Consider the following 25,410-nt stretch of genomic DNA (forward strand, 5'->3'; position numbering starts at 1 on the left):
TATAGAATCCACTTATTTCACCTCATTTTTTATTAATTAATTAGATATTATGTACTTGGATTGTTATATCTATATTAATATCATTGTACTATATCCTATTGCTCTATTAATAAATCATAACTGCAATTAAATTCTTTTCCAATTTCTAGGTTCATTACCCCTGCTTTTTCTCTATAGTCTCCATTAAAGTCAACAAAGTCTGCGTGTCCAAACCAAGGTTCAATACACACAAAAGGTACTCCATCTGGTTTTGACCATATTCCTAAGTAAGGAAATCCTTGAAAATTCATTGTTATTGATTTATTATTTTTATTACTTTTTAGAGATACTTTATTTGAATTTAAATTTTTAAATACTAAAGCATCTTTCTCAAATAATTTTTTTGAAAGTTTTATAATATTGTTGTTTTCTAAAACAGGGTCACTTTTTCCGGTAAATAGACCTAATTTAGTATGAAGTAACTCTGTTCTAGCATTTTCATTTTTATTAAATTCTAAATAATAATCCTCCATATGCTCACCACTTAATAAAGGACAATTAAATCCAGGATGTGCCCCTATAGAGAAGTATATCTTTTCATTATCTATATTTTTAACTTTATATTTTATTTGTAAGTTATTTTCCTTTAATTCATATCCAACATATAGTTCAAATTTATAGGGATAATTTTTTAATGTATCTTCTGAACTTGCTAGCTTATACACAACCTTATTATTTTCATTTCCCACTAACTCAAACACAGAATCCCTTGCAAAACCATGCTGACTAAGTTTGAATTCACTTTTACCTATTCTATATTTATTGTCTTTAACCTTTCCTACTATGGGAAATAAAATAGGTGCGTGTCTACTCCAGTATTTAGAATCAGCTGTCCATAAATACTCTACATTATCTTTTTTTCCTTTTATACTAATAAGCTCTGCCCCGTTGTCATCTAATAAAACTTGCAACAATTCATTTTCTAATTTTGTAACCATTTGTTTTCTCTCCTATGTTTTATTTAAAATTATATTGAGTATAACATATAAAAATAATTTGAACTTACTATATTTAATATTAATAAAATACGTTTATCATTTTATTAAAAATGCTCTCACCTTTACATGAAAGCATAATAAAATCCTTATTATCTTTTTAAATATTTCTTACTTATTATAGTTTTAATAGGAATTTTCTTATATTTATTTCTATAATATTTTGCATAATTACTATTATTAAGAACTTATTTCTGTTCAACAGAGTAGTTTGTAACTGTGTTAATTTTTTTAAGCTTTTTGTATCTTTTATATACTCTTCTTATGGTATTTAATAAAAAATTAGGAATTGGTATGGACAATTTATATACAAATGGAATATATAACTTGTAATAGGCTTTTTTAAAATCCTTCCATAAACTGCAATATTCCTTATGTTTAAAATCTGAAACATCCACTACTACTCCTCTATTGTTAACTATCATAACATTTTTAGCATGAACATCATGGGGATTTAGCCCTTTTTCTCTAGCATATTCAAGGGTATTATCTATATCTTTTATAATATGCTTTTTTATTTTTATTCCTTTTCTCAAACAATTATAAAAAGTGATACCCTTTAGTCTTTCTAACACTAAATAATTATCTTTACTATATAAAAGTTTAGAATAAGCAGGATGCTCTCCAATAGTGTTGTACACTTCTATTTCTTCTTTTAAACCACATCTTCCAGGCGCATAAATCTTTATGGCTAAATCATTAAAATCTGGATGAGTAAAAACTCCTGCATAGTTGCCACATCCCAGCAAAATCCAAGGCTTTGGAACAGACTCCACCTTTATCGGATCTGAAGGATTTATACTTTTCATTTTTAAATTAGGAATAAGTTTACTATCTATAATATTTACAAATTTTCTAATATAGTCTTTATCAAATAATTTTTTTTCCATAATTAGATCACCTTAGTTTTATTATATATGCTTTTTTTATGTTTTGCTCCAGTAAATTAAACTGTTAATGAAAGCTTAAGAATTATTGGTAGCTTTAATTATAACACACTTTTATTCATGTCACATCAACCCATAAAAGCCCTAGCTAAATTAATAACTAAAGCTCTTGCTATTTTATATAAAAACAAATTTTATTTATAATTTACTCAGATTACCTGGATATTCTTTTAATATAATTTCCTGCTCTCTAAATAAACTACCTACAGCTTCATTATAGCAATTTAGCTTTTGAGCTTTTTTTATTTTCTTAGCATATTTTTTATTATCTGAAAATATGTAAATCATGTATCCCCATAGTTCTTTCATTCTAAATAATGTATTTTTATTTTCTTTATACAATTCCAGATATTTATTTAAAACTTCATCATGAAAATCTTTTAGCCTTTCTTTATCTAGATTTCCATTATTTTTTATTTCATTTATTAAACCTGGATTTGCTAATATTCCTCTACCCAGCATCACCGTTTTTAATTTCTTAAAAGTTTTTGTTAATTTATTATAATCACTGACAGTAAAAACATCTCCATTGTAACATATAGAATTAGTACTTAAAGATAATGCATCTTTAAACACATCTAAATTAGGTTTATTTCTATAGAAATCTTTTTGTGTTCTAGGATGAATAATCAATTCCTCTATGGGATATTTGTTGTAAATTTTTATAAGTTCATAAAATTCTTCAGGACTATCTTTTCCTATTCTGGTTTTTATAGAAATTTTCATATTATCTATCTTAAATATTTCATGTAAAAATATATCTAAATCTTCTCTTTTTGCCAAAAATCCTGAGCCTTTATTTTTTGAAACCACAGTTCCAGCAGGACAACCTAAATTTAAATTAATCTCATTATAACCCAATTGTTGTAACTTTCTAGCAGTTACAATAAAACCTTCTGAATTATTGGTAAGGATTTGAGGTATTATATTTATTCCATTATTATTTTCTTTCAAAACATCTCTTAATTCTTTAGTTTTAAGACTTCTGCTTGTATTTGGAATAATAAAAGGGGTAAAATATTTATCAATATTGTTAAAAAACTTTTTATATGCATTTCTATATATGTATCCCGTAATACCTTCCATTGGTGCTAAATAAAATTTCATGTATTAACTCCTTTTATATGCTGTGATAACCATCACAATGATTTATTGTACTTGTTTTATAAATATTCTAAGAAATATTATATCAATCTTATTTTTTATTATCTACTTTAGTTATGCAAAATAAAAATCTAAATTGGTAAAACTACCAAAAAATAAATATGGCATACTTTCTCTCACTGTGTTATATAAAAGTTACCATACAAATATAAACACAGGAGGTAAAAAGTATGCCAAGTACTAATATTGTATCCATTAATAATGAACTTTACAATTACTTAAATGATGTAAATTATGGAATGTCTAAGCCTCAATTTAATCATTTAACCAATATTGCCAATGGATTAATTAATTTACCTGGCACTAAAACTTTATCTGAAATTGCTAAAAATGTGTTGCATTCAAAAGACAAAAGTTGTATTTATAGATTTTTAAGCCATTCTAAATGGGACCATAGTCTTCTGAACAACAATAGAATTAGCTATTTAAACTTTTTCCTTGAGCATAATATTAAACCTAAATCCGTAGGGTTTTTGATTATAGATGATACTGTAAATCCCAAGAAATCAGCAAAGAAAATGCAAGGATTATCTTATAATTACTCTCATACAGAAGACAAAAATATTTGGTCACATTGTGTGGTTACTTCAAATTTTGTTGTAAATGATAAATCTATTCCTTTACAATATAAACCTTACTATAAAAAGGAATTTTGCAAAGATTTAAATAAAAATTTTAAATCTAAGATTGATATTGCAAAAAATTTTATAACTTCTTTTAAAACTCCATCTAATTGTGAAAAAATGTATTGTCTTATGGATTCATGGTATACAAATAATAATTTAATAGAAGCATCTTTAGCAAAGGGCTACCACCTAATAGGAGCAATTAAATCTAACAGAAAAATATCTCCATTAGGAATTTCAATGCAGTTATCAAAATTTGAAAAATTCCTTAGTCCTAACACCTTAGACCTTGTTACAGTTGAAGGTAAGGACTATAGAGTATATACCTATGAAGGTAATGTTTCTAAATTCCCTTATGCTAAAATACTTATTTGCTATGAAGTCACCCATGATGGATTCAAGAACCCAGTATATTTGCTGTCTACCGACATCTTATTAAATGCAGAAACTATAATTAAATATTATTCTCACAGATGGACTATAGAAACTTCATATAAATATTTAAAAAGCAATTTAGCTTTTGATAAATATAGAATGCGTAGCATTTTGTCTATAGAACGATATTTTCTTATAGTATTCTTAATCTATAATTTTTTAGAATTATTTAGAGTTAGTTCCAACCACGGAGATTTTAAGACTATAGGTGAAACTCAGAAACATCTAAACAGCCTGACGGCAAAAGCACTTGTGTGCTTTATATATGAAAAATCAAAACAGAATATTGAACTAAAAGATATTTTATGTGAGCTAAAAATCCCTTAGAGTTTTTAAAAATTCATCATATAAAATTGGGCAAGTGTTTTCATATTATATGGATAATATATCATAATAAGTATAATATAGTCTCAATAGGTAATTTAGCTTTTGAAATTGCCTAACTAAAGTTATCTACTTAATATTTAATCTTTCATGATGCTCTCTAATTTTTCTCATATTATTACTATAATCAATAACATTTACTACAAGGCTCATAACCTTCATTTTTAGCATCTTGAACGCTCATCTGTGTAGCTTTATTAGGATTCATTCTACCGCAATTAGGTCTAGAATGATACTTGTCTCCTGTAGCTGGTATCCACACAGAACCTCCAACTTGCTGCTGATTTGATTCATTTACTTTACTATTTTGTTATGGTTCTTGTGATGAAACTGTTTTAGCTGTATTTTCTTTAACACTGTTTGATACATTAGTAGAATTATTATTAACATTACTACTTGTACTAGATTTATTAGTAGATGTATTCTCATCATTAGCATATCCATTGTAAGATGCTGGTTTACAATTAAATGTTATATTCTTGCCATCACTTGTTGCTATAATAGTGCCATTTTCATCTGTTCTATAAACATTTATATTTTTACTCTTAAGCCTATCCATAACTCCTTGGATTGGGTGTTTATACTTATTATCTTTACCTACAGATATAACTGCATATTTTGGATCAACTTTGTTTAGGAAATTGGCTACTGTAGACGTTTTAGAACCATGGTGTCCCACTTTTAAAACATCTGCTTTTATATCTAAATTGCTATTAACCATTTCCATTTCACAAGTACCTTCAGCATCACCAGTAAATAAGAATGATTTGCTTCCAAATTGTACTTTTATAACTATAGAATAATCATTTGCACTTTTATATGAATTCCCCTTAGGAGCCAATACTGTACATGTGGCTTCCCCTAATTTAAAACTTTCCCCTGGAGTTGGATTGGTAAATTTCAAACCTTTACTTTTGGTTGCAGTTACTACATCCTTGAAAGTTTTAGTGGTACTTGTAACTTTTGGCATATATATCTTACCAACTTTAAAACTGTTGATAAGATAATCCATACCACCAATATGATCTTCATGTGCATGTGTTCCTACTAAAAAATCTAAATTATTTACACCTTAGTCTGATAAATATTTTTTTACCGTTTGGCTATCATCATTATTTCATTAAATTATCTATAGGTTGTACGGTAAACATTAGTATATAAGATAACTGATACGTTATTTATATATATTTAACGTAACTTATTATTTTAAATTCGTTTCTGACTCATCACTTTGCTTTAAATAACGATAAAGGGTAGCCTTAGAAACATTTAAAGTTTCACGAATATCTTTTATGGAATTATTGGGGGCATTAACTAAAGCCTTTGCCATAGAAATCTTTTTATTATCCATTACTCGTGGTCTTCCACCAATTCTTCCTCTAGCTCTTGCAGCTTTAAGACCTGCATTTGTCCTTTCTCTTATAATATCTCGTTCAAACTCAGCTAAAGATGCAAATATATGAAATATTAATTTTCCTCCACTGGTAGTAGTATCAATCTTTTCTTGAAGACTTTGAAATCCTATATTTTTTTCACTTAAATCATTTACGACTTCAATTAAATGCTTTAAGGATCTGCCAAGTCTATCAAGTCTTCAAACAACTAATATATCTCCTTTAAGCAAATAAGTTAAAGCTTCCTCTAATCCCTTACGTTCAGTTTTAGCTCCACTTGCAATATCTGTAAAAATCTTTTCGCATCCAGATTTTACCATAGCGTCTTTTTGCAATTCTAAATGTTGATCCTGAGTAGATACTCTTGCATAGCCAATCAACATAACAATATCTCCTTTCTCTTATGTTGGTTAAAGATATTTTATAATAATAGAGTCTTATAACTCAAATTCATAGTCAAGTTATAATACTATGAATTTGAGATAACTTTTGATATTATTTTCAGGTTATTTCATATATTTTTAGTTATTTTGAAAAAAGCTTCTATATTTTTTATTTTATTATAAAAGTTAATTCTTATATCAAATTGTATAAAACTTATGTGAACAATATCATAATAAACACTTTTAAGACCATACTCTTGCTACGTTAAGATTAACATTTCCGATGGCTCCGCCGGAATTTATGTTTCCTGGATATATTTCTATCATAAAATTGTCATTAAATTTAGTATATGAAAATTTGTTTGAACCACTCCATGGACAATCCCAGTAAATTGTAAATAATTTATTTTTATTTTTATCACAAATATCAAAACGTCCTTCTGTACCAGACGGAGAATCTTTACGTCCGGAAGATTCTATTATAGCAATTTCATTTTTTGAAATTTTTGTTTTATTAACATCTTCAGCGCTAATTTCATGATTTTGATTATCTGGATTATAAAATTTACCCCATGAGAGGGTTGCATTTTGAATTGTAAGTTCTTCATTTACGGCTTTAATATGAAATTTCACCCACTGCTTATATGCTCTACCCTCTATAAAATTTTCTTGTTTATCCATTCTGTTATCAAAACAATTTTTCTCATTTTCGTGATTCATATTTAAATCCTCCTACCTCAATAATTTAATATTTTCTTTAATATAGTTACAGTCTAATTACTGTATTTTATCTTTTAGAACTTAGATAAGCCTCTAATATATTAATCTTGTGAAAATTAATTTTTATAACCAGATTTTTGCTACGTTAAGATTAACATTTCCAATGTCTCCACGCTCATTTATTTGTGTTGGTAATTTCTCCATGATAAATTTTTCATTATGTTTAATATATGAAAAGGAGTTTAGTCCTCCCCATGGGCAATCCCAATAAATTGTAAATAATGTTTTTTTATTTTTATCACAAATATCAAAACTTCCTTGTGTACCAGACGGAGAATCTTTACGTCCGGAAGATGCTATTATAGCAATTTCATGTTTTGATATTTTTGTTTCATTAACCTTTGAAGGGCTAATTTCATGATTTTGATTATCTGGATTATAAAATTTACCCCATGAGAGGGTTGCATTTTGAATTGTAAGTTCTTCATTTACGGCTTTAATATGAAATTTCACCCACTGCTTATATGCTCTACCCTCTATAAAATTTTCTTGTTTATCCATTCTGTTATCAAAACAATTTTTCTCATTTTCTTGATTCATGTTTAAATCCCCCTACCTCAATAATTTAATATTTTCTTTAATATAGTTACAGTCTAATTACTGTATTTTATATTTTAGAACTTAGATAAGCCTTTAATATATTAATCTGTAATAAAACATTGTAAAGCAATCATTAATATGTCTCAAATTTAGTATTTTCAATAAATAATTAATAATAGTTATCAGTTATTACAAAATCACTTGGTGAACCATTTTAAATAATGTCTAATTACAAGTAAACCTATTATTTTTTACTTTAACTTATTGGGATAAATTCTATTTTATCAATAATTAAAAGTTGGTCACCTTTATTTATAATTGTTTTAGCTTCATATGGTATCTTTAATTGCATAATTACTTCTTCGTCATCTGGTAATAAAGTAATTTCTGTACTTGAATCAATATATTTATAATTTTGAAAATGGAAGGCATCATTAGAATGTGATCCAGTAAAAGTTAATTCAGGATTAAATTCAACTACTATATCGCTTTGTACATTAGTTTTCATAATAAGAAATATTTCACTAATATCATTGTTACAAGCATAATAAATACGAATTTTGAATTTATGCTCTTGTTTAAATTTAAAATGCACTGGAATTGTTATAATTCCTTGAGGTATCTCGTCGTATTCAGGATTCAATTTAGTTACATTTATCTTAGATAAAATTACATCTCCTCCTGTAAAACCAGGACCTTCTACAATTGATAAAGTTAAATCATACATATTTAGTAAATTACTAGCTTTTACAACTGGAATTTGTGTTATTGTAGGATGTCCTTTTTTCATAAAAACTATATTATTATTTAATCTAATACTTTGATGTGTCCCACCGAATAAATAAACTCTTACTTTATCCTTATAATTATTATTTATAGTAACAGCACTTAATATCATATCAGATAAAATATAGTTACTGTTCTTATTTTCTATATGACCAATGCCCACAGAAGTTTTATAATAGTTTTTGGTACTTTCATTTGTCGGTATCGAATTATAAGTCAGTTCTCCATCATTATAAAAAAACTTCATTTCTCTAATACTAGTAGGTTTTCCATTCAAGGTATTACTGAGTATCTCAATATTATTAACATTTTTGTGACCGTTATCATCTTGAAAGTACATTACTTCTGTGTTGTCAGTATCATCTCCATAAGATTTTTTAAAGATCTTTTTATCACTCTTTCTAAATCTATTTAAATGTCCTGTTAAATACTCATCATCTTCACTTGTATAGCAAGTAATGGATTCCAATCTAGAAAATAATTTCTTGGGAGGTGTTAAATTTTCACCATCAAAAATAACAGATTCATAATTAACTGGGTCTGAATATAAAGTCCTAGTAAGAGCTTGTACAGCTACGGGTTTATCATATATAATTGGATCATAAAGTAAAAATAGTGATATAATATCTAAGACAAAAACATGCATATTTCTAATATATTTATTTAAATCAACCCAATTCTTATTAGGATTTTCCTTAATATCTTCTAGTCCATTCCAATACCACATAACACAATGATTAATATACTTATTTGTCAATGACACCATTTCCATATAATATAGTTCATATAAAGCTTTATCCATATTTTTTTCTTTTCCAATAATTAGCCTTTCTCTTAAAAGCATCAAATGAAGATTAGCCGCTTGTGCATAAACAGGTAGTAGTGCTATTTCATAATCTTTAACTTTAAAGTGAGGCATAGAGCTTTGAAATTGCGAATTAGCAGTGAGAATAGTATCAAACAATTCCTTAGTTAAATAGGGGTTATCCCTATCTTTACTCCAAGCATCTAAACGACTATCATAAATATTAAGTACTGACTTCAAAGACTCTAGTTGTACCTCTGCATTTTGCTGTACCACTTTGCTGATTACTTTATCCGTAATTTGTTCTGCATCAATCATAAGATTATCAAAAAGATTCTTTTCATCTTCCATTGCTTTAAAAATAAGGGGAAGTATTATGGATATTACTAAGGCTATAGTTCCTATAGTAAGACCTACTGGATTTGTTGAAGAAATTGCAGCAATGATAGTGCCAGTGACTGCCAATGTTCCAGTAACACCGTCAATTACAGTTAATTCTAGTACCTCAGGTTCCACTATATCCTCACGTAATGAATTATTAGATATATTAGAATAGTCCTGTGATATATCTAATAATTTATATTGATTGCTAGTATCTTTATTCATTTTTTACCTCCTAAGTTAATTTTCCCATCTGTTAAGTTATATGAACATTGATTTCTCTATACCTATTTAAATATAATAATTTTTCCACAAACATATACAAAACGTAATTTATATTAGGGTAATTAAATTTTTAGTTTTTAATTAATAGGAATCAATTCTATCTTATCAGCAATTAAAAACTTAGGAAAATCATTAAAGGTTCCATCATCGTAATAAAATTGTAAAGATATCTTATCGATGCCGCCTTTAGGTATTGATAAGGGTTCATCAAAATAAGAATACTTAAAATAATTGTACTTAAGATCAGGGTAATAGTCTCCGTCTGGAAAAGTTTGCTCTATATCAGTAGTTATATAATTATGACCAGCAACAAGTCTCATAATACCAATATCATGATTAGAAGCATAATAAATACGTATATTAAAGTCACGGTGTGTAGATATTAAATTAGGTTCTATTGGTATTATTATCTCATTTTTCATATAATAGGAAGGTGTTTCATTAGGAGGTTGGTAAACTTTAGATAAAATTACATCTCCCCCTGTGAAACCCGGACCTTCTATAACTGATATCTCGCTATGTTTTTCAGAACTTGTAATTTTACTTCCCTTAACTAGGGGAATTTGAGTTATTAAATCATCAGTATCTTCTAAATTTCTTTCTTCTATATAGTTGGTTCTATCAATACCTTTATATGTCCAAGCAAATGAATAGCTGTGAGGTCTATCCATAGCATGAAACTCATTTCCACCATCAGCTAAAATCATATTTGATAATATATGTGTATAGCTTTCATCATTTAAATCAGCTGAGCTTCCTTCTATATTACGAGTAAATTCAATATTATTAGAATTAGATTCCATTTCTTCATAAATCCATTTTTTATCAGATTCCGTTCCTGTAAAATTAATTGATTTTATAGAAGTAGGTTTAGTATTATTTATACTATTATAAAATATTTTTGTTTCCAGAACTCCTATATCTTTAAAATCTATAACTTGTTTCTTATTAGCGTTATCAAAATTTCCATATCGAGTCTCTTCAAAATCTTCACTATTAATATCAGTACTTTTATATCTATTAATATAACCACTTAAAAATTTTTCTTTCTGTGTATCAGTATAAAATGTAATCCCATATAGTGTAGAAAACAATTTTGGAGAAATCATATATTTTTTGTCATATTCATCTATAGTCATATTATTATTTAGTATAAAATTTGTTGGATCTGAATAAACCTTTCTAGTAAGAACTTGCATTTTTATAGGTTTATTATATATACGTACATCATAAACTGGAAAGATAGAAATCATATCTTTTACATAAAATGTCATATATCTGCAATACTTATTAACATCAACCCAGGATTTTTTTTGACTAAATTTTATATCTTGTAAACCATTATTATAATAATTTACACAATGGCTAATATATTTTTTCGTATTTTCCAGTACATATTGATAATATTCATTCTGACTATCATATTCCAATTGTGAATATAAATTCAATTTTTCACCATAAATCATACCATCTCTTAAAAGTAATAAATGAAGATTTGCCAATTGTGTATAAATTGGTAATAATACTACTTCATAATGTTCAGGTCTAAATATGTGCATGTTATATTCATAAATAAAATTAATTTCTTTAAATGTGTATACTAATTGATCAATTAAAGATTTATTATTTTGGTCATTAATCCAAACTTTTAAAGTATCATTATAATCTTTAAATTTTGAGTAAAGATCTTCTAGTTTCATCATTACTGAGTTTTGTATCATAGATGGTACTTCCTTATTAGTAATACTCTTTGTATCACTAAGTATTTCATAGAAAATATTATTTGGTTCTTGATCATTGTTCCATAATATGGATGATATTGTATCTATTACGAAATTTTCATCTGATAGATTATTAAAATCCATATGTTGAAATACATTATGAATAGTATCAATTATCTTAAGAGTACTCATAATACCATTTGAGAACTCTGAATCTAAAGACTTCGGAATATTTAATAATGTGTTGTTATTTTTATTCATAATCTTCCTCCCATTAATATATATAGATCTGTTAAGTTATATGAACATTGCGCTTTTCCACCTTATGAAACACAATTTTATTTTAGGCTTCTAAATAAAGATTTCCAAGTTTCCTTTCCTACAATTCCATCTTGTTCTAAGTTACAATCTCTTTGAAATAATTTTACTGCTGTTACTGTGTTAGTTCCAAAAATTCCATCAGCTTCATAAGAACCTACAGGATAGCCTATGTTAATAAGCATTTCTTGTATAATCTTAGTTATGTTACCTCTTGCACCCTGTTTACATATTGGGGCACTACTAAGAGTTGCCTCTCCCGCCGTGTTGTCTACTGCAATGTTACCCAAGCCTTGGTTATTTATTTCTTGTTGTAATGCTCCTATTAAACTGTGTCTACCATAGATAGTTGAGGAACTCTCTCCAGATGGCTTTGAAGGTTGTACATCAACTTTACCTATGAAAATTTTATCAATAAAGTTACTTAAATCCACATTTCCACTAACACCATTTATACGTCCAGTTTCAGTGTATTGATGCCCAACCACAACTTTGAAACCAGTTTCCATGGGCTGATTAACACCATAGTGAGCGATCCAACCAGGATATTCTTTAACTCTACTATCTAAATTATCTCTACCAAAATAACCTCCAGTATAAATCATACAATCATATCCGCTTAGAGATTTAAACTTATTTAGAAAATCTATGCATCTGTTAGATATTTCTGTTCTACCTCTCCCCATGTTATTAGTTTCTATATCTAAGCAAGGTAATATATTAAATTGTTTATTTTTTATAGAGTTCCAGAAGTCTACTGCTTGTTGTGTAGGATTAGTTTTCTCACTCATAAAGTGATAAAATCCTACGTTAAGATCTGCACCTTTTGCTCCATTGTAGTTTTTATCCAATAATGGGTCTACATAATCTACTCCTTCCGTGGCCTTGATTATTACTACATTAATTCCACTATTCTTTACAGAATAAAAATTAACGTTGCCGTTGTGCATACTTATATCTATTCCTTTCATATAAACATCCCCTTTTTATTAAAATACATCTTATATGATTATAAAATTATTCTATTTACAGATATTTATCTTTAAGTCTATTGATTTTTTCAAGTTTGCTGTATCCCTCCCTTCCTATTGTCTTAAATTCCATTTTATTTACTACTTGATATTTATATTGGTAATACTAATATAAATTATTTTATAGTACTAATAATTATATAATCATTATTAGTAGTATTACACACTATTTGTAAATTTTCAACCTTTTTTTATTATTTTACCAATTTTTTAATTATTTTCATTCTGTTTTATATATATATCAAGCAGTTAAAGAAGTTAAATTTGTTGGTATAGTTACTGACAAACACTGGATTACAATATTAACATTTTATGATTAGATAAAAAAACAAGGCTCATGAAACATATTGAAAAAGGTAGAAAATCAAGGAATTAATCCTCATATTTTCTACCTTTTCTCATATATAATTACCATCTCTTTTAAGTTAATCATACTTTTAATTATTTATATATCTGTCCATATAAAACCTCAATCTGTTTCTTAAGTTCTTTATTTTCTTCCTCAAATTGTTTAACTCGATTTCTCAACGTTGTAAGCATGGTATCTTTCGAAGCATCACTTGTTTTTATTCGAGGTTTTGCAATAGGTTTTCCTTCCTTAATCAATTTCTTAATTCCTTCATCAGCTCTTTTTAATGCTTCATCACGCCGTTTTTGGGCACTTTTAATTAATCCTTCAATATTACGTTTATGTGTTATTTTTATCGGATTGACCCCTTTATTTTGGACAATAGCTAATGAATTCTCATAAATACTTTTTATTATACCCTTACTTCAATATTTGTTAGTTCTTCCCCAAGATAAAGGTGGTAAAATTCCTTAGGAGTCATGTATCTTAAACTTGAGTGAAGTCTTCTGTTGTTATAAAAAACTATGAAATCATTTACTATTCTGTATGCATCCTCATAACTTTGAAATTCATTATTTTTAAAACACTCATCTTCCAGTATTCTATGAAAAGATTCTATATGTGCATTTTTATTTGGAGTTTTTACCGGAATTCTTTCATGATGAATTTTAAGAACCTCACAACAATTTTGAAATTTATGGCTCACAAATTGTGAACCATTATCAGTTCTAACAATTGGATTTTTACTGCCTTCTTCAAATAGATTTCTTCTAATTAGGCTTTTCCTAAGTAATGCGCTAGAATCCTTAGCTTCACAATGGAAACCTATATGATAATCTATAATATTTCTATCAAAAATATCTATAACACTTAACATATAAAAGAATTTATCTTCACCTTCGATATGTCCATATTTAATATCCATTTCCCATAGTTGATTTGAAGCTGTTATAATTCTATTAATAGCAATACTTCTCTTAACTTTAGGGTTTATAGTTCTTTGATCTTTTAAAATATTAAGTTCTTTACATAATCTATATACCTTTTTATGATTAATAATAAGGCCATATTGTCGTCTTAAGTAATGCATCATTTTTCTATATCCATAGTTTATAGCATCACCGTCTAAAGCTTTTAGGATATATTCTTTTATTTCTTCATCACATATTTTTTTATTCTTAGTGCTTAAAGAATATCCCTTTGGTTTGCCGCCTGACGGCTTATTCTTTATTTTACCTTCGACGCTTAAATTATAATAATATGTTGATCTAGATAATTTAACTATTTTTAATACGAAAACTGCGTTATATCCTTGAGTTATATACTTTTTAGCAACAATTACTTTATCTTTAATTGAGGGTTGGCTTTTTTTATCAATTCCTTAAGAATAGCCATTTCTAAGTCTTTTTCTCCTAATATCTTCTTTAAAGTATCATTTTCCTTAGTTATTTCTGTTATTTCTTTTTCAAAATCATTTTTTCCCTCAACTAAAGCTTTTCTTCCTGGTTTTACTTTAATTTCATCTCTTTTTTTAGAATTTCTAATCCATGTAGAAATAGTTGAATTTGAAATTCCATGTTTCCTTGAAACCAATGAAATATTTCCTACTTCTTTTACCTCTTGCATTATAGATTCTTTTAATTCTTTTGTATAACTTCTGCCTCTCATAAGTTACCTCCAATTACTTTTTTATATTGTATCTAATTTATAAGCAATTGTCCAAATAACTTTCGGGGCTCAAGAGGGAACATAATATAATTATTTCCATGGATAATTTTTATTAATATTTTCCTATTTAAAAATGATATTAATATATTCCCTGAATTTATAAAAGAATATATAATTATTATAATAAAACATGTTAATGTAAAATTGAAAGAATTATATACAAAAGGGGTTAAAAAATTATGGAATCTATAACTATGCTTGGCACTGGATCTGCTATGGTAACTAAGTGCTATAATACCTGCTTTACTTTATCAAAAGATAATGAGCATTTTCTTGTAGATGCTGGCGGTGGAAATACTATATTATCAAATCTTGAAAAATCAAATATAAAAATAAATCAAATACACCATATGTTTATATCTCATAATCATAACGATCATATTTTAGGAAGCATTTGGGTTATCCGTGCAATAGCTACTAACATATTAAAGGACAACTATGATGGAATTTTTAATATTTATTGTAATAAAAAATCTATTGAAGCTATAAGATCTATTTCTCACTATGTACTTCAAAACAAATTTTTAAAATTGTTTGATGATAGAATAGTATTTAATGAAGTTGAAAATAACTATGAGTTTACCATATTAGATAGAAAAACTGTTTTCTTTGATATACATAGTACTAAAGAATTGCAATTTGGCTTTAAAACTTACTTAACTAATGGAAAATGCTTAACTTTCTTAGGGGATGAGCCATACCGACACACTGTAAAAGATTTTTGTGAAAATGTGGATTATTTGCTACATGAAGCCTTTTGCTTATATTCTCAAAGGGATATATTCAAACCTTATGAAAAACATCATGCCACTGTAAAAGATGCCTGTGAAAATGGTGAAATGTTAAATGTAAAAAATATATTACTATATCATACGGAGGACAAAGATTTATCCAATAGAAAGAATTTGTACATAAAAGAAGGGCAAGAAGAGTTTCACGGAACAATATATGTGCCTGACGATTTAGATGTAATTGATTTATAAATAAGTTCATTACATAATAAAAAAATTGCTAATGTTTATATAATAAATTTTTCTCACCACATATTGATAAAAATTTATTTAGAAAATTCATACTCAATATGGCTAATCTAAAAAATTTATTTAGAAACCGCATGTATTATTTACTGAAATGGAGTATTAAACTTACTTTTTTAAGAAAGTAGATAAATTTGTTTTAACCCAAATCTATGTACTTTCCTTACTTTTTTATATGTTTAAATTTAATTTCAAACAATCTTTATAGGGCTGTGGCATTAAAAAATTTAAGCACAATATATTGTTTTACAATTTAAAGTTAACACCATATATTGTAGCATTTATTCTTAGTGTAACAGACCCATACATAAACTTTTTACCTATGTGTAAAAATTTATATATATAAACTTTTTTGCCCATATAATTTGCCTATATAAAAACTTTTTTCCTATTTACACATGGTACATTCTAAATAATATACCGAATCATTAAGGCACACTAAAATCTTTTTTCAAAAGCTATTCTTTCTCCCCCATCTTCTAAATAGATTAGACCACAATATTTAAATTGATTTTTCTTAAGCAGATTTTGCATTGATTTATTATTTTTATGAGTATCAATTTTAATACTATGTATATGTTTGTTTAAACAAAGCTTTTCTACATTTTTTATAATTTCAGATGACAAACCTAACCCCTTATAATTGTTATCAACAGCTATTCTATGTATAACTGCATATTCATCATTACTAATCCATTGTCCCTCATAAATAGAATCATATGTTTTTTCTTCGTCAAAAGAAACTGCTAAAGTTGCCACAATATTATCATCTTTTATTAACACATAACTATCACCTCTAGTAATATCATCTTTTATTGTTTCCTCATTAGGATAGTTATTCTGCCATTGATCAATGCCCTGCTCTTTAAAATACACTTGTGCTTGTGTAATAATTTTCATTATACTATTAATATTTGCTTTAGTTGCTTTTTTAAATTCCATATATTCTCTCCTTTTATACATACAAAATTATACAATATCAATGATACTTTTAGTAAATTTTCAAAGTTATTATTACTATATCTTAATTTAAATAAAAAATAAACTTATTTTTTTAAATTTTATAATAAATTTTCCATTTTTCATTTTAATTAAATATAATGGATTTTATTGCATATATATTAAAAAATAATTTTACTTATTAAAAGTTTAATAAATTTCTTGACTATTTATAAAACATTTATTAAAATAAAATAAATCGAAATTTAATTTTAAAACATAAATATAAAAAACTATGATGGGAAGAGTAGTTATTTTGAGGTAGTCAAAGCGAGTCAGTGATGGTGAGAGACTGATACGAAACAAATAATGAAGAACATCCCGAAGTTTCCAACCGAAATTTATTAAAAGTAGTCTTGGACGGAGCCAACCCGTTACAACTTGGGCAGTATGAAGTTTTTATTAATTCCATGCTGATTAAAGAGAGCTTTATAAGCTAATTTAGGTGGTACCGCGAAAACACAAGTCTTTCGTCCTATTTTTATAGGATAAAGGACTTTTTTATTTATACTAAGGAGGAATTATTATGTGTACTATTATGTGTTATACAGGAACAGATATGAAACATGAAAAATTTGCAGATGCTCTACAAAGGACTGAATCTAGAGGACCGGACATGACAGAGATCCTTACTTTACCCTCTGGTATTTTAGGATTTCAAAGACTTTCTATTATGGATCTAAGCTTTAGTGGAATGCAGCCATTTACAAGAAATACAGATGCATCTATCTGTAATGGAGAAATTTATGGCTTTCGTGAAATTAAAAATGAACTAATTAAAAAAGGTCATAAGTTTATTTCTGATAGTGATTGTGAAATATTACTTCCAATGTACTATGAATATGGATTAGATATGTTCTCAAAATTAGATGCAGAGTTTGCAACTGTTATATACGATGGAAAAAAAGATAGGTTTATTGCAGCAAGAGACCCAATTGGAATTCGTCCTCTATTCTATGGATATTCTAACTCAGGTAAAATCATATTTTCTAGCGAAGCTAAAAACTTAGTTGGTCTTACAGACAAGATTATGACTTTTCCACCAGGTCATTATTATGCTGATGACAAATTTACATGTTACTGTGATATAACAAAAGTAGAAGGAGACTATTGTAAAGATGATTTAGATGTTATCTGCAGTAATATTCACCATAAATTAGTAGCTGGTGTAGAAAAACGTATGGATGCCGACGCTCCTGTAGGTTTTCTATTAAGTGGAGGATTGGATAGCTCATTAGTATGTTCTATTGCTCAAAAAATCCATCCAGAAAAGCCAATTAAAACATTTGCCATTGGTATGACTGAAGATGCAATTGACTTAAAATACGCTAAAGAAGTTGCAGATTATATCAATAGCGATCACACTACTTTATATATGACAAAAGAAGAAGTAATAAAATCCCTTGATGAAGTTATTAAACTTTTAGGAACATATGATATTACAACAATAAGAGCAAGTATGGGAATGTACTTACTTTGCAAAAAAATACATGAAACTTCTGATGTGAAAGTTCTTTTAACAGGAGAAATCTCTGACGAATTGTTTGGCTATAAATATACTGATTTTGCTCCAAATGCAGAAGAATTCCAAAAAGAATCTGAAAAAAGAATAAGAGAACTTTACATGTACGATGTTCTTCGTGCTGATCGCTGCATTAGTTCAAACTCTTTAGAAGCAAGAGTTCCCTTTGGTGATTTAGATTTTGTAAAATACGTTATGTCCATTGACCCTGAAAAAAAATTAAACAAATACAAAATGGGTAAATACCTTTTAAGACATTCATTTGAAGGTGATTATCTTCCTCATAACATTTTATATCGTGAAAAAGCGGCTTTTAGTGATGCTGTAGGTCATTCTATGGTGGACTATTTAAAAGAATATGCAGAAAAGTTATATAGTGACGAAGATTTTGAAAAACTATGTGAAAAATATAAGCATCATGCTAAACCATTCACAAAAGAATCATTATTATATAGAGAAATTTTTGAAAAACATTATAAAGGACAATCAGAAATGGTAGTAGATTATTGGATGCCAAACAAAGAATGGGAAGGCTGTAACGTGAATGACCCTAGTGCTAGAGTACTATCAAACTATGGAAATAGTGGTAAATAAATAAAATACTAAAGTTTATTATAGACATTTACATGATACAAATTGTAGCTCGGGAAATGTAGCATGATAAAACAAACAATTAAAAGAGTATCTTCATTTTTTTGAAGATACTCTTATTTATTTTCGTCTTTATTTTAATAAATTTATCCTTTAAAACTTCTTTTAATTCATCATTTTTTCTTATCCATTTAGCTCATTTCCTTCATATAAGTTTTAAATCATCTCAAATAATACACTGTTCTCTTTATATATATGGATAAATAAATCTTTTTCTAAGCTATGGATCTTATCATAAGTTAATCTATAGCTTGTACATGCGCCTTTTGGAGCTTTAAAATCTCTTGTTATTTTTTCTAATTCTTTCAATATATCTCCAGCATTATCATGTTCATCTTCTGTTTCTTTTATAAATCTATCTATTTCTTTTTTTATATTTTCATCTTTAGTCAATTCATATTGTTCTATTAGTGGAAATAGATTTTCTTCTTCCTTTACTAAATGTTCTTCTAATTCTATTTTTAAAAGTCCAAATAATTTATGAACTTTTAATAATTCTTCTCCATGGTGTACAAAATGAACTTTTAATACTTTTGATAATAATCCATCTATTTCTTTAAGCTCTCTTTTTGTATAATCATGATGAGTATCTACTATATTTTTCATAAGATTTATTGGTTTTTCTTTTCTCCAATCTATATACTCTTCATTTGACTCTACAAACTTTTCATATTCTTTATTAAGTTTTTCAATAAACTCCTCTGAATTTATTCCTTTTTCCTTTAGAGCTTCTCCTAAAGTATCATGTCCACCACAACAATAATCTATTTTAATATCATTGAATATTCTACTTGATCCTGGGAATATGGAAACAACCTCCCCAAGTTTTTGATTTATATTAATAGTATTTTTCATAACAGTTCCTCCTATTTTAAAATATTAATTTATTTGTTAATAAGTGTTTACCACAACCCCTATATTGAGTTTAATAATAAATCTGCTATAAATATAGTGGCTTTCTTTATTTCTTTTTTGTCATTTTCTTCTGGTGAAAATTTAATTCTTATTGGGAATTTTACATCTGTCATTCCTGTGGATTTTATAATGTATGAAGTACTTAAAACCTTCATGTTTGTTTCATTTAAATAGTCTTGCACAACTTCAATACCTTCTCCACTCCATCCATAAGATCCAAAAGCTGCTGCTATTTTATTTTCTAAATTCATACCCTTTAAACTTTTTAGAACATCTTCTAATTTTCCAATCATATCTGCATATCTTGTAGATGTTCCAACAAGTACTGCATCTGCTGTGTTAACATTTTTTAAGATTTCTTCATCTAATATTTTATTAACATCAATTAGATCTGTATTTATATTGTCTTTTTCAAAATATCCTTTAATTAATTGTGATATCTTTTTAGTATTGTTTGTCATTGTAGAATATAAAATTAAAACTTTCTTATCTGTATCTGTATTTTTGCTCATCTCATCATAAATATTTATAAACTCTTCAGCATTATCCCTTAGTATAAATCCGTGAGATGGTGCTATAATTTCTATATCTAAAGCTCTTATTTTTCTTATGATATTTTGTACATATCTTCTATGAGGATGCATTATTAAACTGTAGTATGTTTTAAAATCTTCTACTATATCTTCTTTAGCTTTATCATTGAAATATTCATAATTCGCTACATGAGTACTAAATATATCGCATGGGAATAATATTTTATTTTCTTTAGCGAAAGTCACCATAGTTTCTTCTGTATGAAGATAAGGTGTTTCCATAAATTCAAGAGTTTCTCCACCTATATCAAGATTATCCCCATCTTTAACTACTAAAAATGTTCTATTATGAAGTTTATACATAGCTTTTAATTGATCAACTGCTTTTTCAGTACAAACAATAGTTGCATTTTTAGCATTGTAAGCCAAACTTCCTAAAGCTCCTGAATGATCTGGTTCTGCATGGTTTATTACTATATACTGAATTTTTCTAAGTTTATTAAAGTTTTTAAACCTTCAATATACTCTCTTCCAAAACTTATATCTACAGTATCAATAATTGTAGGTTTTTCTGTAAGTAAAAGATAACTATTATAAGTAGTTCCCTTTGTTAAAGTTAATCTATGAAATGGTACATCTCTATCATCAATTTTTCCTACTAAATAAATTTTTTCTTTAATATTTACATTTTTTATCATATTAATTACCTCCAATATTTTATTAGTATTTATGTTATTTAATTTATTTTATTTTTATTAGCATTCATGTTAGTTACTTTGTTTTGTTGCTTGCTATGGCTTTATTATATAAACTATTGACATTTAAAAATATGATTTGAATCAAATTTTAAAAATAAAAAAAACTCCCTCAAAGGGAGTTTCAACCATAGCTTTAAAAACATCTATAAACTATGCTAAAATGAATATTATAAACCTAATAAAATTAAAAAATTTATACAAAGGAGCTTAATATGTACAAATATATTTATGTTTAACTTTATATCTGTTGATTTAAACCATGTTATTTAGTTAAAATGTCATTGGAGGTTAAATACATGAAAAAGTTAATTAAAGTTGTTGGTGCTATTATTGAAAATGAAAATAATGAAATATTATGTGCCCTAAGATCAACTAAAATGTCTCTTCCTAACCTATGGGAATTTCCTGGTGGTAAAATCGAAAAGGGTGAATCTTTATCTGATGCTATAGTTCGGGAAATTAAAGAAGAGCTTGATTGTACTATAAGATTTATAGATGTTTTTAATGATAATACTCATGAATATGATAAATTTATAGTTAATTTAACAACTGCTAGATGTAAATTAGTAGAAAGAAAGCCTACTGCTAATGAACACGATAAGCTTATTTGGCTTTCTAAAGAAAATTTACTTTCTTTAAATTGGGCCCCTGCTGATATTCCTGCTGTACACCAATTAGTTAGAGAAAAAATGTAGCACCCTTATAATAAGTGCTACATCCTTTTATTTCTATATAATATTATATACTTATAAATATCATGCTCTTTTCTCCTGTTTTATTTTGTTATCTTTCCTATGATATTATATATTCATAAATATCTTCTCTTACTGGTGTAATTAATTTATATTTTATTTCTACAGCTGTTTTTGTAGTATTTTTCATTGTGAATTGATTAGGTTTTTCTATTGCTTTTATTTTTCCTAAAAAGTAAAACTCCTTTGAAATTTTATCATCTTTATTTTTTCTTACAAACAAAGTCATTTCTACTCCATCCTCTTCTGCATTATATGCCTTAACAATATCATCTGATGTTGCAGTTCTGCCTGACTTTGAAATTGCTATTAACTGTGATTCTGATTCAAATCTATCCTCATAATTTATAGTGCTTCCTATATTATCTGATTTATCATAATTAATAAATACAGGATAAGTTTTAGTGATTTTATCATATTTATAACCACCAATATTTAAAGCTACTTCCCCCTGTTCCCATTCTAATAGTCTGCATACATCTTCATATGTATATTTTTCATATAATTGAAAATTAGTATTCATATATCTATTACTATAATTTCTGTTATATCTACTTAATCCAAAATCTATTAATTCTATAACCATTTCTTTAAAATAACTATTTTCAATACATTCTTTGAATTGAGCTGAACTTACATAATAATTTGCTTGTCTCTCTAAAAAGATACATTTTGAATAAGTCTTTTTTGCTGATCCTGTTGGAAATTCGTTTGTTAATACATTAATTACATTTATCTCTGTAATTTCTTTAAAATCTATATTATATATTTCCTTAAGTTCATATTTTAACTCCCCTATTAAATCTACTTTATTATGTATTATATTTTTAATCATTATAAGTTCGTGAGGTCTTTTACCAGAAGCTAATTTTTTAGAAATGAACTCAATAAACAAAGCCTCTAACTCATTAAGCTCTACAGTGTATTCTTTATCATACTTGTTTAAAAAATTATAATAAGATCCTAATTTAGTAGAAAAAATTCTTAATGGATCTATGGAATTAAAATTATCAAAATCGCTTAAGCTAGGTATTCTACCAATCTTTTGTTTAAGATTAAAATAACTTTCTTTAATTAATTTTATATTGTTAAAATTTGCTGAATCTATTGATTCAAATATTCTCTTTTTTGATATTTCATCAAAATTAATAGTAGAACAACCTGGTATAACTCTTGTACCTTCTATAATATATTTTCTAATAGTATCTTTATTAAAAGTTCTATCACCAGATAAAGCTATCGGAATTAAAAAGTTACTGTTATAATTACCTACAAAATCTATTATTACAACATACTCTTTGAATTTATCTTTTCTAAGCCCTCTACCTAATTGTTGTACAAATACTATGGAAGATTTAGTTGGTCTTAACATTACAACTTGATTTACAGAAGGAATATCTACGCCTTCATTAAATATATCTACTGTAAAAATATAATCTAATGAATTTAAAGTTTCATCTTGTTCTAATCTTTCAATGGCTTGTTCTCTTTCCTCTTGTGAATTTTCTCCTGTTAAAGCAACTGTTTTATAGCCATTTGCATTAAATATATCTGAAAGCTCTTTAGCTTCTTTTTTATCACTACAAAATATTAACCCCTTTACTCGTTCACCACAATATCCATAAAAATTTATTTTATCAATAATATGGTTTACTCTTTCCTCTGCTACCAAATATTTAAAATTAGTGTTATCATCTAGCACAATGCCATCAAGTGTAACATCAGAAATTCCAAAATAGTGAAAGGGACATAGCAAATCCTCTTCTAATGCTTGTTGCAATCGTATTTCATATGCAATATTGTGATTAAACATTTTAAATATATCAAAATCATCACTTCTTTCAGGTGTTGCTGTCATACCTAAAAGAAATTTAGGATCAAAATAATTAACTATCTTTTGATAGCTATTTGCACCTGCTTTATGAACTTCATCTATTATAATATAGTCAAATTCATTTTTATCAAAAGATTGCAACACTTCATCCTTTGACAATGTTTGAATTGTACAAAAGATAAAATCCTTCTCCACCTCTTTACTGGTACCTGATAATATTCCCATACTCCTTGTATCACCAAATACATTTCTAAAACTATTTAAGGCCTGTTTTGCTATTTGCTCTCTATGCACAATAAATAATGCTCTTTTAGGATTATAATTTCTAAGTTCAAAGGCTGATAAATAAGTCTTACCTGTTCCAGTTGCAGAAATTAAAATACCTTTATCTTGTCCATTCTCTCTAAGCCTTTCTAAACCTTGTATTGCTTCTACCTGCATCTTGTTAGGCTTTAACTTATATTGAGAAAGTCTTGGAACCCTACTTTTCCTAGCAAACTCAACTTGCTTTTTGTATATGTCCTCATAGGTTTCTATCCATTGAATAGTTAGTTCATCTGCATCATTCCAAAGCCCATTAAACTCTGAAATAACTCCTCCTGTTAATGCCCCTTCTTCTAAAGATGAAACCTTTAAATTCCACTCCTTATTTTTAGTTAAGGCTGTTTGTGTTAAGTTTGAACTGCCTACTATTAATTTATAATGATCTTTATATCTAAAAATATATCCCTTGGTATGAAAGTTTTCTTTGCTATATAACTTCATTTCTATATTGGGAAATTCTAAAAGCTTTTTTAACGCCTTTGGCTCACTAAAATTCAAATAATCAGTAGTTAAAATCTTACCCTTAACACCTTTTTTCTTTAAAACTTTCAGAGTTTCTAATAAAGGGAGTATTCCACTATTGGTAATAAAAGCAACAGATATAAAAAATTCCTCACATTTATTAAGCTCAGATGTTATTTCGCTTAGCACTTTACTTCCTTTAGAATAGTCATTAACAATTAACTTTGGAGTTAAGGCTAAATTTGAATCTATTAATTTATTAATAAGTCCTGTTTCACTAGCTTTTAGTATTTCATTTTTTATTAAATTATCATTAATAATCTCAATGGATTTATGCTGAATATTTTCTCCAATTATCTTATCTTTATCATATACACTTACTGATTCATTCTTTAGTTTTTTTAAATCTACATATACTTCTGAATCCACATTATTCCTCCTTAACCTTAGAAATATGTTAAGTTATATACTATATCCTTATCTATCTATAAGACAATCTTCTTCTCTTAAAACTTCAAAATTAAAAATCCTA

The 25,410-nt window shown here is 27.0% G+C and carries 21 protein-coding genes, 3 pseudogenes and 1 other annotated feature; of the genes and pseudogenes, 5 read left to right on the forward strand and 19 right to left on the reverse strand.

Features of this window, described 5'->3' with window-relative positions; genetic code table 11:
* Window positions 1-95: 95 nt before the first annotated feature.
* The 3 genes from NGI68_RS10495 to NGI68_RS10505 all read right to left on the reverse strand — a co-directional run bounded on the left by NGI68_RS10495 (window position 96) and on the right by NGI68_RS10505 (window position 3,088).
* Window positions 96-977: an aldose 1-epimerase family protein gene (locus NGI68_RS10495; RefSeq protein ID WP_251861444.1), complete on the reverse strand. Its 882-nt coding sequence runs from the start codon at window positions 975-977 to the stop codon at window positions 96-98.
* A gap of 245 nt (window positions 978-1,222) precedes the next feature.
* A complete protein-coding gene (locus NGI68_RS10500) occupies window positions 1,223-1,924 on the reverse strand; it encodes a serine/threonine protein kinase (RefSeq protein ID WP_251861445.1) in 702 nt (233 codons plus the stop codon).
* A gap of 195 nt (window positions 1,925-2,119) precedes the next feature.
* Complete coding sequence (locus tag NGI68_RS10505) at window positions 2,120-3,088, reverse strand: tRNA dihydrouridine synthase (RefSeq protein WP_251861446.1); 969 nt, start codon at window positions 3,086-3,088, stop codon at window positions 2,120-2,122.
* A 227-nt stretch (window positions 3,089-3,315) separates the two neighbouring features.
* Here NGI68_RS10505 and NGI68_RS10510 point away from each other — a divergent pair, with 227 nt between their 5' ends.
* On the forward strand, window positions 3,316-4,533 hold the full coding sequence (locus NGI68_RS10510; protein WP_251859462.1) for an IS701 family transposase: 1,218 nt from the start codon (window positions 3,316-3,318) through the stop codon (window positions 4,531-4,533).
* 184 nt (window positions 4,534-4,717) lie between these two features.
* On the opposite strand, the gene NGI68_RS16965 is transcribed toward NGI68_RS10510, so the two are convergent.
* From NGI68_RS16965 to NGI68_RS17275, 3 genes and pseudogenes are all read right to left on the reverse strand, one after another.
* Window positions 4,718-4,852 carry a hypothetical protein gene (locus NGI68_RS16965; protein WP_286010107.1) on the reverse strand — a complete coding sequence of 45 codons (135 nt, stop codon included), beginning with the start codon at window positions 4,850-4,852 and terminating at the stop codon, window positions 4,718-4,720.
* Between the two features lie 48 nt (window positions 4,853-4,900).
* Window positions 4,901-5,644 (reverse strand): annotated as a pseudogene (locus NGI68_RS10515) (ComEC/Rec2 family competence protein); the annotation flags it as partial.
* Between the two features lie 147 nt (window positions 5,645-5,791).
* Complete coding sequence (locus tag NGI68_RS17275; RefSeq protein ID WP_502799387.1) at window positions 5,792-5,941, reverse strand: helix-turn-helix domain-containing protein; 150 nt, start codon at window positions 5,939-5,941, stop codon at window positions 5,792-5,794.
* On the opposite strand from NGI68_RS17275, the gene NGI68_RS17280 reads away from it, so the two are divergent.
* On the forward strand, window positions 5,883-6,053 hold the full coding sequence (locus NGI68_RS17280) for a hypothetical protein (protein WP_502799389.1): 171 nt from the start codon (window positions 5,883-5,885) through the stop codon (window positions 6,051-6,053). The two genes, NGI68_RS17275 and NGI68_RS17280, sit on opposite strands and share 59 nt — an antisense overlap.
* Here NGI68_RS17280 and NGI68_RS17285 read toward each other — a convergent pair.
* From NGI68_RS17285 to NGI68_RS10560, 9 genes and pseudogenes are all read right to left on the reverse strand, one after another.
* A pseudogene (locus tag NGI68_RS17285) lies at window positions 6,023-6,367 on the reverse strand (recombinase family protein); the annotation flags it as partial. The gene NGI68_RS17280 and the pseudogene NGI68_RS17285 sit on opposite strands and share 31 nt — an antisense overlap.
* A 243-nt stretch (window positions 6,368-6,610) precedes the next feature.
* A complete protein-coding gene (locus tag NGI68_RS10525) occupies window positions 6,611-7,087 on the reverse strand; it encodes an aegerolysin family protein (protein WP_251861448.1) in 477 nt (158 codons plus the stop codon).
* Window positions 7,088-7,210: 123 nt separating this feature from the next.
* Window positions 7,211-7,687, reverse strand: coding sequence for an aegerolysin family protein (locus NGI68_RS10530; RefSeq protein ID WP_251861449.1), 477 nt, complete (start codon window positions 7,685-7,687; stop codon window positions 7,211-7,213).
* A gap of 256 nt (window positions 7,688-7,943) precedes the next feature.
* Entirely contained in the window at window positions 7,944-9,884 is a 1,941-nt protein-coding gene (locus NGI68_RS10535; RefSeq protein WP_251861450.1) for an insecticidal delta-endotoxin domain-containing protein, read from the reverse strand.
* 137 nt (window positions 9,885-10,021) lie between these two features.
* On the reverse strand, window positions 10,022-11,926 hold the full coding sequence (locus tag NGI68_RS10540; RefSeq protein ID WP_251861451.1) for an insecticidal delta-endotoxin domain-containing protein: 1,905 nt from the start codon (window positions 11,924-11,926) through the stop codon (window positions 10,022-10,024).
* 77 nt (window positions 11,927-12,003) lie between these two features.
* Window positions 12,004-12,954, reverse strand: coding sequence for a GH25 family lysozyme (locus tag NGI68_RS10545; RefSeq protein ID WP_251861452.1), 951 nt, complete (start codon window positions 12,952-12,954; stop codon window positions 12,004-12,006).
* Window positions 12,955-13,455: 501 nt separating this feature from the next.
* A complete protein-coding gene (locus NGI68_RS10550) occupies window positions 13,456-13,620 on the reverse strand; it encodes a hypothetical protein (RefSeq protein WP_251861453.1) in 165 nt (54 codons plus the stop codon).
* Window positions 13,621-13,775: 155 nt separating this feature from the next.
* Complete coding sequence (locus NGI68_RS10555; protein WP_353505382.1) at window positions 13,776-14,741, reverse strand: IS3 family transposase; 966 nt, start codon at window positions 14,739-14,741, stop codon at window positions 13,776-13,778.
* Window positions 14,702-15,031, reverse strand: a complete 330-nt coding sequence (locus tag NGI68_RS10560) for a transposase (RefSeq protein WP_251861454.1) — start codon at window positions 15,029-15,031, stop codon at window positions 14,702-14,704. The genes NGI68_RS10555 and NGI68_RS10560 overlap by 40 nt, the downstream gene beginning before the upstream one ends.
* A gap of 239 nt (window positions 15,032-15,270) precedes the next feature.
* On the opposite strand from NGI68_RS10560, the gene NGI68_RS10565 reads away from it, so the two are divergent.
* Window positions 15,271-16,074: an MBL fold metallo-hydrolase gene (locus tag NGI68_RS10565; RefSeq protein WP_251861455.1), complete on the forward strand. Its 804-nt coding sequence runs from the start codon at window positions 15,271-15,273 to the stop codon at window positions 16,072-16,074.
* 492 nt (window positions 16,075-16,566) lie between these two features.
* Here the strand turns inward: NGI68_RS10565 and NGI68_RS10570 are convergent, their stop codons facing one another.
* Window positions 16,567-17,070 (reverse strand): GNAT family N-acetyltransferase, encoded by a 504-nt coding sequence (locus tag NGI68_RS10570; protein WP_251861456.1) that lies wholly within the window; start codon window positions 17,068-17,070, stop codon window positions 16,567-16,569.
* 283 nt (window positions 17,071-17,353) lie between these two features.
* Window positions 17,354-17,608: a binding site (T-box leader), on the forward strand.
* 45 nt (window positions 17,609-17,653) lie between these two features.
* Between NGI68_RS10570 and asnB the strand changes: the two genes are divergently transcribed.
* A complete protein-coding gene (gene asnB / locus NGI68_RS10575) occupies window positions 17,654-19,243 on the forward strand; it encodes an asparagine synthase B (protein WP_251861457.1) in 1,590 nt (529 codons plus the stop codon).
* Window positions 19,244-19,456: 213 nt separating this feature from the next.
* Here asnB and ric read toward each other — a convergent pair whose 3' ends face one another.
* A complete protein-coding gene (ric, locus tag NGI68_RS10580; protein ID WP_251861458.1) occupies window positions 19,457-20,155 on the reverse strand; it encodes an iron-sulfur cluster repair di-iron protein in 699 nt (232 codons plus the stop codon).
* A 59-nt stretch (window positions 20,156-20,214) separates the two neighbouring features.
* A pseudogene (locus NGI68_RS10585) lies at window positions 20,215-21,446 on the reverse strand (FprA family A-type flavoprotein).
* A gap of 356 nt (window positions 21,447-21,802) precedes the next feature.
* Between NGI68_RS10585 and NGI68_RS10590 the strand changes: the two are divergent.
* Window positions 21,803-22,201, forward strand: coding sequence for a (deoxy)nucleoside triphosphate pyrophosphohydrolase (locus NGI68_RS10590; RefSeq protein WP_251861459.1), 399 nt, complete (start codon window positions 21,803-21,805; stop codon window positions 22,199-22,201).
* Window positions 22,202-22,298: 97 nt separating this feature from the next.
* Here the strand turns inward: NGI68_RS10590 and NGI68_RS10595 are convergent, their stop codons facing one another.
* Window positions 22,299-25,235, reverse strand: coding sequence for a DEAD/DEAH box helicase (locus NGI68_RS10595; protein ID WP_502799388.1), 2,937 nt, complete (start codon window positions 25,233-25,235; stop codon window positions 22,299-22,301).
* Window positions 25,236-25,410 lie beyond the last annotated feature (175 nt).

It is taken from the genome of Clostridium sp. Marseille-Q2269 (genome assembly GCF_943736985.1).
GTDB lineage: Bacteria > Bacillota > Clostridia > Clostridiales > Clostridiaceae > Clostridium_F.